Source organism: Gracilimonas halophila, assembly GCF_042684365.1.
Lineage (GTDB): Bacteria > Bacteroidota > Rhodothermia > Balneolales > Balneolaceae > Gracilimonas > Gracilimonas halophila.
The window spans coordinates 448599-463438 of sequence record NZ_JBHULI010000025.1 but is presented as its reverse complement, the minus strand read 5'-3'; the positions used below and the strand labels follow the sequence as shown (position 1 = coordinate 463438).

Sequence of the window (14840 nt, the reverse complement as noted above, 5' to 3'; positions counted from 1 at the left end):
TGAATCAGGAGGAACTCTTTACTTTGGTATCTCCTGCGTAATCAACATCGCTTTTATCTGACAGTGATTTTGCATCAGATCCCATGCGGCAAGAACCGTTGATCTGTGCTCCTTCTTCCACGATCAATGTTTTAGTGTAGATGTTTCCATCAATAATGGCACTCCCTCTGAGCGTAAGTTTACCGGATACTTTTACCTCTCCTTCCACTCTGCCTGCAATATCGGCATCTGAGGAGGTAATATTTCCAATAATTTTACCGCTTCCTGTTACTATGAGTTTCCCTTTAGAAACCGCTTCCCCATCAACTGTACCCGCTATGCGAATATCGGTTTGGGAATTAAGGTTACCTTTGAGCTTTGTACCTTCGCTTAAAATATTTACTGCCGGAGAATGATTCGAATTGTCTGACACGTTATTAGTGGATTTCTTAGAATTTAACATACGATATATTATTTGATTAAATAGGCTTCAGGATTTTGAGGTACTCCATTTCTCCATATCTCGAAATGAAGATGCGGGCCCGTACTTAATACTCCGGCGTTACCAATTTCACCAAGAATATCACCTTTCAAGACCAGGTCGCCTTCCTTCTTATTTAATTTTGAGAGGTGTTTATAGGTTGTAACCACACCCCCGCTATGCTGTATGGATATTACATATCCATTGTTAATTGTCCAACTGCTATTAAAAACAGATCCATCTGCGATATTGATCACAGGTTCATTGTTTTTGGTAGCAATATCAAGTCCATAATGTTCTTCTTCAGGTAAATACCTTCTGGTTAAAGTACCCTGAACCGGATATTTACTTGGAAAATCAGGAGCTGATATAGAAACATTCGAAAATAAAATTTCATTTTGTGAAAGTCGCTCAAAGGTACCGGATTGTTCAAAAGATATAAAATCATTGTTTTGAAAAGGATCGACTTCATTAAAAAAGTCGTCAAACCTTTGATCCATCGCTAAGGTTGTATCTATACTGAGCCGGATAATATTTTTCATTTCCCGGAGCTGAAGATCTCTTTGTTGCAATGAGTCTTCGAGGGAAATAGCCTTTTCAGAAACTTCCAGTATTTGTGCTCTCATTGCAGCATCATCAGTACTGTATAACAATCCGCCGAGTGGGGTCAGCATAAAGATCAATGCCACAACTGCAGCAAAACAAAGCGACATAACAAGAATAAGCCCGAATAACTCATTTGGATATACCTTGTAGGAATTATCTTCGTCAGGCTTGGAGTCATCCAATAGCATTACCGTAATTTTCTTACGGCGTTGTTCAAATAATTTTTTAAGTAGATCTAACATTATGATTTTAAGTTAAACAATAGCTATTAATTAATGGGGTGAAATTTTGTCAAAAATTTGTGCTAAATCTTTAGTTATTTTTTTTCGGTCATATTGAAACCTGAAATCCAAGTCTCCCTCAGGTAATTTCCCATCACTCCACAAGTCATATAAACGGGCTATTTCAGAAATTATGATCTTTTCAGATTTCAGATCTCCGAAATAACCGGCATTATATTGTTCTAGAAGATGAGCCTCCTCCCCATCATGAGCCAAGCCCAGGATCGGTTTACCCGTTCCAATGTACTCAAACAGCTTACCGCTCTTTATTTGTGTGTGGTTTGGAGCAAAATTTGAGATCATCCATAACAGGTCTGCTTGTTTTAAATTTGATACTGCTACTTCATGAGTGAGATACCCGTAATCTGTTACAGATTCTCTGAATCCGAGTTCCCCGATAAGGTTATTTATTCTTTTATCAAGCCCTCCCTGAAAATGAAGATGAATATCACTGAGATCGATCGATCCATCCGCGTCAGCTTTTTTGAGAGCATGAAGAAAAATATCGGGTTGATTCTGCTCATAGAATAATCCGCTATATAGAATATTGAATTTCCCCTCTTTGTACCTGAAATTTGAATCTCCGTTTTTTCTATCGAGATCTTCCGGATCAAAACCGTGTGGAATGATGTAAGATCTGTTTTTAACCTGAATTTCTGGATAGCTTGAACGAATACTTTCGAGCATACTAGGATCTAAAGCTGTTATGGCAGCCGTTTGTTCTAAACAAACGCTTTCCATCTTCTTCATCTTCCGTTTTTGCCACCTGAACATATCGTCCTGGAAATGATTTTCAAGCCACAAATCGCGATAGTCCAGAACTAAGGGGAGTCCGCTTTTTTTGCTTATTGTTGCTGCCGCTACATGATTACTGAAGGGAGGTGCCGTACTGAAAATAAGATCAATATTCTTTCTTTGGATGACCTCAAGCCCCCTTTCAACAGCAGGCTCTATCCATCCTCTTTTATTATCCGGGTACATGAAAAAGCGCAGTACTCTTCGAATGGCTTTAGCTATTCTGTTGGAAACAGTTACTCTTTTACGGGGGGATGACCCTGTCCCATAATGAAAAATGGTTTTGGGCTTAATCCTGATTACCTCAGGTGAAATAGCCTCTAATTCTCTTTGTAAGCTTTCATCAAAATAGGGATACCTGCCGGGTTCCGGACAAAGAACGATAGGATTCCATCCAAACTCTCGTAAATACTTAATGAATTTGAGTGGTCGCTGTACACCACTCCCTCCCATAGGCGGGAAATAGTAGACAATGAACAGTACGTTCTTCATGCCGGACAAAGCCGATCAGGAGACTGAGTAGTTCGGAGCTTCCTTCGTGATCTGTACAGAATGCGGATGACTTTCTTTGTATGCCGCAGCTGAGATCTGCACAAACTCTGCTTTCTTCATTTCATCAATATTAGGAGCCCCTACGTAACCCATAGCAGCCCGAAGTCCGCCTGTCATTTGATGAACCACTTCACCCAAGTATCCTTTAAATGGTACACGGCCTTCAATTCCTTCCGGAACCAGCTTATTGATGTCGTCTTCCACATCCTGGAAATAACGATCTTTAGAGCCTTTATTCATCGCGCTTATACTTCCCATACCGCGATATGACTTATACTTCCTGGACTCATAAATGATGGTTTCGCCTGGACTTTCATCCACACCTGCAAACATAGATCCCATCATAACGGCATCTGCTCCGCCTGCTATCGCTTTGGGGATATCACCGGTTTGTTTGATCCCTCCATCGGCGATCAATCCAATTCCATTTTCCCTTGTGAATTCAGCTACTTCCATTACGGCACTTAACTGAGGTACTCCAACTCCGGTTACCACACGAGTGGTACAAATTGAGCCCGGCCCAACACCTACTTTAACCACATCTGCTCCGGCCTCCACCAAAGCTTCAGCTGCGGATCGCGTTGCTATATTACCTCCTATCACATTAAGATCAGGGTATGCCTTTTTGATCTTTTTGATAGTATCGAGTACACCTTGGGAATGCCCATGTGCGGTATCCACTGTTATGGCGTCTACACTTGCAGCAACCAGGGCATCTACGCGATCCATGGTATCCGGAGTAACGCCAACTGCAGCGCCAACCCGAAGTCTTCCCATTTCATCTTTGCAGGCATTCGGAAAATTCATCTTCTTCTCTATATCTTTGAAAGTGATCAATCCCACCAGCTTGTTATTACCGTCAACAATAGGCAATTTCTCTACTTTATAATGCTGAAGGATCTGTTCTGCCTGTTTCAGGTTGGTTCCTTCTTTCGCGGTGTATAGTTTCTCATGCGTCATGATATCACCGAGCTTCTTTCCCATCTCAGACTCAAACCGAAGGTCTCGATTCGTAACGATACCTACCAGAATTCCTGCATCATCCACAATTGGAATTCCTCCGATCTTCTGCTTTTTCATAAGAGCACGCGCTTCACGCACAGTTGCCCCTTCCTTCAAAGTAACCGGATCTACGATCATTCCGCTCTCACTTCTTTTCACCAAGCGAACATGCTCAGCCTGATCTTCGATGCTCATGTTTTTGTGGAGTATCGCAATACCACCCTCACGTGCCAAAGCAATGGCCAGGCGATACTCGGAAACAGTATCCATAGCGGCGCTCATGATCGGGACGTTGAGTTTGAGCGTTGGTGTCAGCTGAACCGTAGTATCCACGTCGCGCGGGAGTACTTTTGAATAATTTGGAACCAGGAGCACATCATCATAGGTAAGCCCTTGGCGGGTAATACGTTCGAAGGGAGAAGAATTGTTCATTTTATACATCATGAAAAAGTTTGGCTTGCAGTTTTTCAAAGATAAGGATATCTCTGTGGAAGTTCCGCATTGAATAACATTTTTTAGCGGATTTACGTAGAGCCTCCAAAATTATGCTTATGTCCCACTCAAAAACATATACCAAAAAAGAGATCAGTAAAGTTTTAACCAAAGCTTCTGAGATTCAGACAGCCAAAGATCTCTTCGATGATCAGGAAGGCTTGACTGAAGAGGAACTTATTCATGTTGCCGAAGAAGTTGGAATCAGCAGACAGGTTCTTTTAGAAGCTTTACACTCTATCGATGAACCTGATCTCAATGAACAAACCTACAATCTTATTAAAGGAACGTCCCGAATTCAGGATGTTTCTACCGTTAAGGGGGAAATTACTGACGAGCAATGGGAAGAGCTCGTTCTTGAGATTCGTAAAGTTACCGGAGGAATCGGTAAGATCAACAAAACCGGAAAAACGTACGAATGGGAACAACGTAAAAGTGATTTTGGGTACAAGCATTTCTCCTTCACTCCAAAAAACGGAGAGACCAAAATTCAGATGGTTTCCTCCTGGGGTCCCTTTAAAACACTTGCCAGTTTCCTTAGTTTTTTCTTCGGCTTCGTCGTTGCACTAATTCCATTCAAAGAAATTAGTGGTAAGCAATTAGCTTTGATGATAGCTCCATTTTTCGGATTAGGCGGATTTGCCATGAGCCGTTTTTTTCTTAAAAGTTATTTTCAGAAACAAAAGACACAGCTTACAAAACTCACCAATGTACTTTCCAAAAAGATCCAATCTTTTGGAGCCTCCCAAAATTCAATCGAAATTGAGAATCGGAATGTTTACCAGTCACAGGAAAAAACCGGATCAGAAAGGGCGGAAGAAAGAAATGCTTAAAGTTGTTTGATTTTCAACCTTAGATCGCAAATCATGTCAACATTCTCACAACAGCAACCCAATCAATGTTACAGGTACAACTTTCCATTGGTTTGCTTGATGAGATTACTCAAAATTATATATACTTAAAGGTTCATGAAGCTGATTTGTTAATAATTCAATAAAAATGGCACATAAAGAATTTACTCATCAACAGATTCGGGAAATTTTATCGAAAGCCTCTGAGATCCAGCGTTCAAAAAAAGAATCCAACTCCGAAGAACAAGGTATTACTTCTGAGGAACTGAGAGAAATTGCAGGCGAGGTCGGTATTTCTGAAGAGGTGTTAAACAAAGCCATTAACAGTGTAGAAAATCGTTCTAATGAACGGTTCAATTGGTTGACAGGCAACGGAGAATTACAATCATCGATCATAATAAACAGAGAGATAACTGACCTTAAGCTTGACCAACTCTTTCCTGAGCTGAATGCTTTTACAGGCCAAAAGGGAACGATAGAACAAATGGGGGAAAGTTATGACTGGGAGCAAGTTGAAAACGGGCTTGAGAGTGTCAGGCGTGTAACTGTTGTTCCAAATGATAAAAAAACTAAGATCACTCAATATGTAAACTGGGATGAATTCAGAGGCTCCAGCTTATTTCTTTCCGCTTTTTTGGGAGCACTTGGACTGGCTCTTATTCTAAAAGCCTTTGGGATGCCAAAAACTACTTATTTATTACTCTCTTCCATAGGAGCAATAGGCGGTTATTTTGGTTTTATGGGTGCTCTCAAATACTATTTCAACAAACAGAAAAAGAAATTTGAATCTATTATGCATCTGATAACAGATGTACTTGAACGGCCGGTGCAAAACCGAATCAGTATGGATGATGCTCCACTGGAACCGGATGAAAGTCAGGCTCAAAGATCAAAAACAAGATCCTGAGCCTTTAAACCCTCATCAAACAGTTCATACCTATAAAGCTTTCACTTTTAATGCTTTGATCGCCGCTTCAAGAGTGCAAATCCCATCCTGATAACAGCTCACCCAGTAGTGGATTGAATTACGGCGGCGTTGAACAAAAGGATCACAGGATGAGAACCGTCCCTTGAGTTCTTCTACCAGGTATTTAACATCTTCATGGATCTCGATCTTGAGTGTATCAGGGATTCCGCCCCAACCCATGAGGTTAAAAGCCTGCTGCATTTCATTATATTCTTCGATGCTTTCCTGTTGAATACGCTTCAGAACAGGTACGGCAAATAGAGCGGTTTCTTTGTTTTGCTTAGGAGTGATTGATAATGCGTTGCTTGTCATGATCGTTGAGTTTTGTTTTTGATTTACTCAATGATAATGACAGTGAGTGACAGCATAGTGTCACCCCAATAACAAAAAAGATATTACTCCGGGTAAATGCTCTTTTTAGCCGCCAGAAGTGTATTTTTCATCAGCATGGCTACGGTCATAGGCCCTACCCCTCCGGGTACTGGAGTGATCCAGCTTGCTTTCTTCTTAACGGATTCGAAATCGACATCTCCTACCAGCTTGTAGCCTTTTTCTGAGTTTTCATCTGCGATGCGGTTAATTCCAACATCAATGATCACAGCTCCTTCCTTGATCATTTCTGCCTTGATAAGATGAGGTTGTCCTGCCGCTGCGATCAAGATATCGGCTGAAATGGTATGTTGGGTAAGATCTTTGGTGTATTTGTGGCAGATAGTGGTAGTCGCCTTGCCTGATGAATTCTCGCGGGAAAGCATGATCGCCATTGGTGAGCCTACAATATTGCTGGCACCCACTACCACGGCATGTTTTGCTTTTACCGGAATACTGTAATGTTTGAAAAGCTCCATGATACCGGCAGGGGTACAACTTCTGAAGCAAGGTTCATCAACGGTCAGTCTTCCCACATTCATGGGGTGAAAACCGTCCACATCTTTCCGGTGGTCAATGCTCTCAATTACATCATGGGAAGATAAGTGTGAAGGAAGCGGGAGCTGAACCAGGATCCCATCTACCGAATCATCTTCGTTGTATTTCTTAATAATGGACTTCAGCTCTTTTCCGGAAATGGTGTCTTGAAGGATCTCTGTATGGGTGTTAATACCTACATCTTCACAAGCCTGTGTTTTCGCGCCTGTATATACTTTTGAAGCGGGGTCATCTCCTACCAAAATTACCTGGAGAAATGGAGCTCTGTTACCTTTGGCTGTCCAGTCGTTAACATCATCCCGAATCCGGTCTCTTACCAATCCGGCTACTTTCTTTCCGTCAATGATTTCTGCACTCATGCTATCGTTCTATATTATATTTTTTCATTTTATTGTACATATGGCTTCGCTGAATCCCAATGGCCTCTGCAGTTTGAGAGATGTTCCAGTTATTCTTTTCAAGTTGTTTGATCAAAAATAGCCGTTCTGCTGATTCTTTAAAATCCTGAAAGTCATTGGTTTGATCTGCAAGCTTCCCAAGGTCATCTGATCCAAGCTCTCTCGATCTCAAAACCTCTTCCACGATGCTTTCATCTATCACATCATTGGATGTTAAAATACCTAATCTTTCAACGGCATTTTGCAATTCTCTGACATTACCACTCCATTCTTTCTGCTGCAGGGCATTAAGGCCGTCAGCAGTAAATGAAACCGACGCAAAACTAATATCTTGTTCCTGTAAATTACTCAGGCATGCCTTGGCGATGGCAGGTATATCCTCTTTTCGTTCTCTTAATGGAGGAACTTTAACAGGAATCACACTGATACGGTGGAAAAGATCTTCCCGAAAGTTTCCATCTGTGATCTCTTGTTCAAGATCTTTATTTGTAGCTGCCAAGATCCTTACGTCTACTGAAATAGATTCGTTACCACCCACACGGGTAATTCTATTTTCCTGAAGCGCGCGCAACACCTTGGCCTGTGCTTTTAGACTCATATCTCCTATCTCATCCAGAAATAAGGTTCCACCATCAGCTTGTTCAAATTTACCGATCCGTTGTTCAGAGGCTCCTGTAAATGCTCCTTTCTCATGTCCAAAAAGTTCGCTTTCGAGGAGTTCAGAGGGAATAGCCGCACAGTTTACTTCCACAAAAGCTCCTGCTCTTCTCGGGCTTTTTTCATGGATCCACTTTGCTACCAACTCTTTTCCTGTTCCATTCTCCCCGGTAATCAGAACACGAGACTGTGTTGGGGCTACTTTCTCGATCAGAGATTTGATCTTGTTGATGGGTTTACTTTCACCAATGATATCCTGGATCTTCGGCAGTTTTTTCTTGATCTGCTTGTATTCCCGTTCCAGATCTTGCTTTGATAGTGCATTACGTACAGATATCAACAAACGATTTAGATCCGGGGGTTTTTCCAGAAAATCATAGGCTCCCATTTTAGTTGCTTCTACTGCAATTTCTATGGTGCCATGTCCTGAGATCATGATCACGGGGAAATCATGACTGGAATCACGTAATCTTTTTAACGTTTCGAGTCCGTCCATGCCCTGCATTTTTATATCGAGGAACATCAGGTCTACAGAGCGTTCATGTACAAAATCCAGCGCCGCCTGTCCGCTATCTACAGTAGAGACCTCATAATTCTCAAACTGAAGAATCTCTTCCAAGGTATTACGAATGGCTTTTTCATCATCCGTTACCAATATGTGAGCTTTTTTATCGGACATGTTCTACTGGTTAATGAAAAAAATTACTCGTTCATATATCATGTACGAATAACTATTAACAAACTTAGTATTTGTTATAAAGGTACATCAAAATCTGTTCATGGACGGCATCGATCGGTCTCACTTTCTCAGATATATAATTATTGGCAGCAATACTAACGATGATCCTATTCCCTGACTTAGGCTCAAAATAGCCGCTCAGAGTTCGAACTCCTGTTACAAAACCGGATTTCCCTTTGAAATTATTATAGAGCGGCGTCCCCTTCATCCTGTGCTGTAAGGTGCCATCAATTCCTGCTACCGACATACTGTTGAAATAAGCATCAAAATCAGAATGATCCTGAAACTTAGCCAGAACATTAGAGATAATACTTGTCTTGTTGAAATTACCGCCTGCCATTCCTGACCCATCGTTCATTTGTACAAAAGCGGTATCAACTCCCATACCAAATAAAAAATTTCGGACCTCTTCAATCCCGTGATCAAAAGTACCCGGTTGTCCACTCACATCTGCTGAAAGCGTTTTGGTCATCATTTCTGTATAAAAATTATCGCTTTCTTTATTGGTCCACTTAACCAATTCAGACAAAGGCTTTGAGCTATGGGTAGCAAGTACTTTAAGCGAAGAAACTTCCCGCTTTTTATCTGATACCACTAAGAAGCCGTCCAGTTCTATACCATTCTTGTGTAAGAATTTTTTAAAAGAATCCAGAAAAAACATAGGAGGGTTGTCAATAGAAAGTGATTCGTCCTCATAATACCCCTGTGGCAATGTACTCCCCAAAACGATCCGATTCCCTCCAAGCTCGCGCCGATAATATTCATCATAGTCAATATTGGGATTGGTTATAACTTGCTCATTAATAAATTCAACATAATCGGTACTATCGGGAAACCAGGTTATCCGAGGCTTTTCACCTATTTCACCATCCGCAAATACCTCAAGATCGACGGCATTATTGTTAAAGGATAGCGGGCTGATCTGAACACCGTAATAGAATGAAAAATCATACCAATCCCATCCTTTGGGATATACCTGTTCATCGAATAAAGAGACATCTGCTATCAGGTTCCCCTCGATCTTTCTAATACCCTGATCCTGAAGCTGCTCCAGAAAGAGGTTAAAAACATAGAAGCGGTCATCGTCATAAAGGTCTCCGCTTATAGAAGGATCTCCACTTCCTTTAATAACCAAATTACCATTCCAGGTATCTCCGCTCAGCTCCCCTTCTCCGTAGATGTTGGTTTGATATCTAAAGTCACTTCCAAAATGATCAAGAATAGCTGCCGTTGTGATAAGCTTTTGATTTGAAGCAGGTATAATTGCTTTCTCAGAATTCAGACTTTCCAAGATCCGGCCGGCGTCATCTCTTACTGTAACCGACCAAAAAGCTTCCTGATTTGAGGATCCGTCAATGATGGAAGAGATATTTTGAGCGCTGACGATTTCAGCACTGCTTACGAAGATCAAGACATAAAAAAGGCGAAGAAAATGCTTCATCTAACTCACGAAATATTTTTCTTCTTCTTCTTGAAAAGCATCAAGGATCTCTTCCGTAGAAGTACAACCAAGAATTTTTTCCCTGAACGACCCGCTGTTCATCAAGCGTGAAATACGGCTCAATAATTTAATATGCTGACTATTATTTGATTCCGGCCCTACCAACAAAAAAACCAGACGAACCGGTTCATTATCAATAGAATCGAAATCAAGAGGTTCTTTTAGGAGAGCAAAAGCAGCCAGGTTTTCTGTTACAGCTTTTGTTTTAGCGTGCGGAATTGCAAGCCCTTTACCCACTCCGGTTGACATGATCTCTTCCCGTTCAAATACCGCTTTATGTACTTCCTCGAGTTGCTCTCCGGACTCCATCTTTTCTTCCAAAGCATCCACAAGAGCATTAATAAGTTCTTCTTTAGAGCCAACAACAAAGTTGGGAAGCACAGTAACCTGATCTAACAACGAAAATAAATTCATGTAAAAAATCCTTAACAATAAATGATGCGATTGACAGCCATCGAATATAGGCACCGAACAGACAATCAATCAAAGATTAATTGCATTGTTTTATAAATACCCCTTAATCCTGCGCACTGTACCATAACCAACTTTTAGACAATAGTTAACTTTTGTCATTTTAATTCGTTTAAGTACCTTTTAAAGAATAAATAATAAAATAGAAATGCCGTGCTACGACTAATCAACTCTGTTTTAACTACCACACTTTTTGTTCTGTTCTTTTCTACTAACGGTTTTGGACAAGATGAAATTCTGTTTACGACCCAACCTTCCATCTCTCCTGACGGATCCACCATTGTGTTCTCATATGAAAGCGATCTATGGAAAGTACCTGCCAAAGGTGGTATGGCAGTTCGGATTACCGGAATGGATGGGGAAGAATCGGCTTCAAGTATCTCTCCGGATGGTAAATGGCTGGCGTTTACGTCCAATCAATATGGAAATGACGATGTTTATATTACGCCATTGAACGGCGGACAAATAAGACAGCTAACTTATCATCAGGCAGGCGATCAGGTTGAATCATGGAGCTGGGATTCCAAAACTGTTTATTTTCGATCAGGTCGTTACAATCGAGTAAGTGCCTATTCCGTAGGAATTGAAGGCGGCACACCTAAGCGTTTATTTGGACATTATCACAACAACGTTCATAATCTTGTAGAACACCCAACAGAAAAAACCTACTTTTTTAATGAATCATGGGAAAGCTTCATCTTTCCTGAGCGTAAAAAATATAAAGGGCCGTTTAATCCTGATATCAAATCCTATAATACCAACGATCAAGCTTTCACCAAACACACCAGCTGGGAAGGTAAAGACATGTGGCCTACTGTAGACCGAAATGGAAACATGTATTATGTATCCGATACATTTAATGGAGAGTATAACCTCTATAGACTGAATGGAAGTTCAAAAGAACAACTTACTCGTTTTGAGACTTCCGTTATCAGACCAAGAGTCAGTGCCAATGGACAAACCATTGTATTTGAAAAAGAATACCGAATATTTACGTACGATGTAGCTTCCGGAAAGTCATCCGCTGTTCCGATTTCTATTTTTAAAAATAACACATTAGCTCAAGAACAAAGTTTTAATGTAGAAAATGAGGTTTTATACTTTGACGTTTCTCCGGATAAAAAGAAACTGGCTTTCACCTCTCGCGGTGAGCTTTTTGTCGCTGATATAAAAGGTAAATTTATTCGCCAAATTAAGACCAATGACCTTGGCAGAGTTCTTGAGGTAAAGTGGCTGAAAGACAACCAAACCCTGATCTTCAATCAAACTAAAGATGGTTATCAAAACTGGTTTACAGTTGCCGCAGATGGGTCAGGTTCAGAGAAGCAAATAACAGATGATAATGCTAACAACAGAGCACTTGAACTTAATTCTGATCGAAGCAAAGGCATTTATCTGAGCGGACGTAACGAACTGAGGTTGATCACACTGGAGTCGATGGAAAGCGAAACCATTGTAGAGGATGAATTCTGGGGATTCCAGAATCAACAGCCTCGTTTCTCCCCCAACGATGAATATGTTCTCTATACAGCACGCAGGGATTTTGAACACGACGTATTCACTTACCATATCGAATCCGGGGAAGTAATTAACCTGACCAAGACCGGGGTTTCCGAATCCGATCCGTTTTGGTCTCCGGATGGCAAATACATTTATTTTTCCTCGTCACGAACAAATCCATCCTATCCTCGTGGAGGCGGTGAAACCGATCTCTTCCGGATGGCTTTAGATGAATATGAAGAACCATACAAATCAGACCGACTTGATGAATTGTTTAAAGAGGAGGAAAAGAAGGACGACGAGAATGAAGACGAAGAAGAAGCTGAAGAAAAGGTAGATATTACCATCAACACCGATGGTTTAATGCACAGGCTTGATGTTATTGGTGAGAATTTCGGTTCTCAATTTGCTCCCTTTATTACGCAAGACGGAGATAAAACAATGGTGCTTTACCTAAGCAATCACGATGAAGGAAATACCGGTTTGTATGTGACAACACTTCAGCCTTTCGAAAGCCCTGAAACCAAAAAATTTGACGGGGTTCGATTTGTAGGAAATATTTTCGAAATAAATGGAAGCCTGTATGGATTGTCTTCCGGAAAAGTATATGAACTTGACCCCTCCTCGGCCAAAGCAACAGAAATTAATACTTCCTTTGAGTTCAAACGAAATCTCAGGGGCGAATTCAACCAGATGTTCGAAGAACTTTGGGCCAATATCGAGGAAAATTTTTATAACGAGACTTTCCATGGTATTGATTGGGAATCTGTCAGAGATCGATACAGGAGCTATCTCCCCTTTGTAAACAATAGAAATGATTTCAGCCGTATGATGAATGATATGCTCGGTGAGCTGAATTCATCACACATGGGATTCAACACCTTTGGTGAAGAAGAACAGGAATACCATTCCTCCATTTCCATATCTACCGGCCTCGGCTTTGAGAACCAAGATCCTTATCAAGTTGCATCGGTAGTCAAAAATGGTGCAGCTGATGTATCCGGGAAAGACATACAGCCCGGAGATGTACTTACTGCCATAGATGGGAAAGAAGTTGATAGCAGCAAAAACAGGGAACTGTATTTTAACCGACCTTCCATGCCCGAGGAAGTATCACTCACCTTCAAAAGAGGAGATAATTCCTTCACAACTAAAATCCATCCTGAATCTTATTTCTCTACGCGTAATGATCTTTACGATGAATGGGTAGATGAAAAACAGAACATGGTGGATTCGGAAACCGATAAACGAGTCGCCTACGTCCACATGAAGAATATGGGAGGCGGAGAGCTGGAAAACTTCTTGGTGGAAATGACTTCGGAAGCTTACCAACGCGATGCCCTTATTCTGGACCTTCGCTATAACACCGGGGGAAATGTTCATAATGATGTGCTGCAGTTCCTTTCACAGCAGCCTTATGCAAAATGGAAGTATCGGAATGGTGATTTTGCCTCTCAGCCAAACTTTACCCCTGCTGCCAAGCCTATTATTCTACTGCAGAACGAACAGTCGCTGAGTGATGCTGAAGTTACTGCGGCCGGATTTAAGGCATTGGGATTGGGAACCATAGTTGGAACTGAAACTTATCGCTGGATCATCTTTACTTCCGGTAAAGGACTGGTTGACGGCTCTTTCTATCGTCTCCCATCCTGGGGTGTATACACTCTGGAGGATGAACGTAATCTGGAGCAAACCGGTGTACAACCTGATATTGAAGTAGCAAACACTTTCAAAGATCGGTTGACCGGAAGTGATCCTCAATTGAGCCGGGCGATTGAACTGGTTTTGGAGCAACTGGAAAATTAATACAGAAACAAATCGTATCAACTTGGAATCAAGAATTCCGGCTTCAGGGTTGGAATACCGTTCTAAGCTGCATGCAGCCTGTTTAATTATCGGTGCATTTCCCCTGTCAATAACCACCCAAAATTCTTAAACTTGGCTATGCAATGGATTCGAAGCACCCTCACCATTTTAAGGAAAGATCTGCAGATTGAACTGCGTACCCGTTTTGCGTTCAATATGGTTCTGGCTTTTGTGGCAGCGGCTATGCTTTTGGTACTCTTCACTCTTCGCGCCGATCAGCTTGAGCCGGGACCTAAATCCGGCTTGGTATGGATCATCATTTTATTTGCTGCTCTGTCTGCCCTGAGTCGAAGCTTTATATCCGAAACCGATAAAAAAACGTTTGACCTTCTTCGAATATATGCTACCGGCACCACCGTTTATACCGGGAAACTGCTGTATAATTTCCTGTTCACCTTACTTATAAATACTGCTACTTTTGCCGGATATATTTTCTTGATGAACTTGCAGATACAATCATGGCCGGCATTCCTGATCATGTTATTTATTGGGACAGCCGGGCTTTCCGGTGTCGCCACCATGACCGCAGCTGTGGTCTCTCAGGCCGATCGAAAGGGAGCAATTTTTTCAGTGTTAAGCATCCCTCTTTTCATGCCACTTATTCTATTACTTGCCGATATCAGCAAAACCGCTTTTATAGATGGAGGAGACGGATCATTGAATAACATTACCGCTTTGATAGGTTTTGCGGGTGTTACGATTACCGCAGGAATTTTACTTTTTGATTATATCTGGGAAGAATAACAATGACCATTGACCAAAGACGAATGACCAA

General features: G+C 41.4%; 13 protein-coding genes. 4 read left to right on the top strand and 9 right to left on the bottom strand.

Annotated elements, in window-relative coordinates; all coding sequences use genetic code 11:
* Positions 1–4: 4 nt before the first annotated feature.
* The 4 genes from ACFSVN_RS12970 to guaB are packed head-to-tail and all read right to left on the bottom strand — an operon-like array spanning position 5 to position 4137.
* Entirely contained in the window at positions 5–412 is a 408-nt protein-coding gene (locus ACFSVN_RS12970) for a bactofilin family protein (RefSeq protein WP_390303555.1), read from the bottom strand.
* A 38-nt stretch (positions 413–450) separates the two neighbouring features.
* A complete protein-coding gene (locus ACFSVN_RS12965) occupies positions 451–1308 on the bottom strand; it encodes a M23 family metallopeptidase (RefSeq protein ID WP_390303552.1) in 858 nt (285 codons plus the stop codon).
* A 30-nt stretch (positions 1309–1338) separates the two neighbouring features.
* Positions 1339–2634, bottom strand: coding sequence for a glycosyltransferase (locus tag ACFSVN_RS12960; protein ID WP_390303549.1), 1296 nt, complete (start codon positions 2632–2634; stop codon positions 1339–1341).
* A 15-nt stretch (positions 2635–2649) separates the two neighbouring features.
* Complete coding sequence (gene guaB, locus ACFSVN_RS12955; protein WP_390303870.1) at positions 2650–4137, bottom strand: IMP dehydrogenase; 1488 nt, start codon at positions 4135–4137, stop codon at positions 2650–2652.
* A 110-nt stretch (positions 4138–4247) separates the two neighbouring features.
* On the opposite strand from guaB, the gene ACFSVN_RS12950 reads away from it, so the two are divergent.
* A complete protein-coding gene (locus tag ACFSVN_RS12950; RefSeq protein WP_390303547.1) occupies positions 4248–5021 on the top strand; it encodes a hypothetical protein in 774 nt (257 codons plus the stop codon).
* A gap of 166 nt (positions 5022–5187) precedes the next feature.
* Positions 5188–5946 carry a hypothetical protein gene (locus tag ACFSVN_RS12945; protein WP_390303545.1) on the top strand — a complete coding sequence of 253 codons (759 nt, stop codon included), beginning with the start codon at positions 5188–5190 and terminating at the stop codon, positions 5944–5946.
* A gap of 30 nt (positions 5947–5976) precedes the next feature.
* On the opposite strand, the gene ACFSVN_RS12940 is transcribed toward ACFSVN_RS12945, so the two are convergent.
* From ACFSVN_RS12940 to ACFSVN_RS12920, 5 genes are all read right to left on the bottom strand, one after another.
* A complete protein-coding gene (locus ACFSVN_RS12940) occupies positions 5977–6318 on the bottom strand; it encodes a hypothetical protein (RefSeq protein WP_390303542.1) in 342 nt (113 codons plus the stop codon).
* Between the two features lie 83 nt (positions 6319–6401).
* Positions 6402–7292, bottom strand: coding sequence for a bifunctional methylenetetrahydrofolate dehydrogenase/methenyltetrahydrofolate cyclohydrolase FolD (gene folD / locus ACFSVN_RS12935; RefSeq protein WP_390303539.1), 891 nt, complete (start codon positions 7290–7292; stop codon positions 6402–6404).
* Position 7293: 1 nt separating this feature from the next.
* Positions 7294–8667 carry a sigma-54-dependent transcriptional regulator gene (locus ACFSVN_RS12930; RefSeq protein ID WP_390303536.1) on the bottom strand — a complete coding sequence of 458 codons (1374 nt, stop codon included), beginning with the start codon at positions 8665–8667 and terminating at the stop codon, positions 7294–7296.
* A 64-nt stretch (positions 8668–8731) separates the two neighbouring features.
* Positions 8732–10168, bottom strand: coding sequence for a D-alanyl-D-alanine carboxypeptidase/D-alanyl-D-alanine endopeptidase (dacB, locus tag ACFSVN_RS12925; RefSeq protein ID WP_390303533.1), 1437 nt, complete (start codon positions 10166–10168; stop codon positions 8732–8734).
* A complete protein-coding gene (locus ACFSVN_RS12920; RefSeq protein WP_390303530.1) occupies positions 10169–10642 on the bottom strand; it encodes a PTS sugar transporter subunit IIA in 474 nt (157 codons plus the stop codon).
* Between the two features lie 210 nt (positions 10643–10852).
* Here ACFSVN_RS12920 and ACFSVN_RS12915 point away from each other — a divergent pair, with 210 nt between their 5' ends.
* Positions 10853–14005, top strand: a complete 3153-nt coding sequence (locus ACFSVN_RS12915) for a S41 family peptidase (RefSeq protein WP_390303527.1) — start codon at positions 10853–10855, stop codon at positions 14003–14005.
* Positions 14006–14143: 138 nt separating this feature from the next.
* Positions 14144–14809, top strand: a complete 666-nt coding sequence (locus tag ACFSVN_RS12910) for a heme exporter protein CcmB (RefSeq protein ID WP_390303524.1) — start codon at positions 14144–14146, stop codon at positions 14807–14809.
* Positions 14810–14840: the final 31 nt, after the last annotated feature.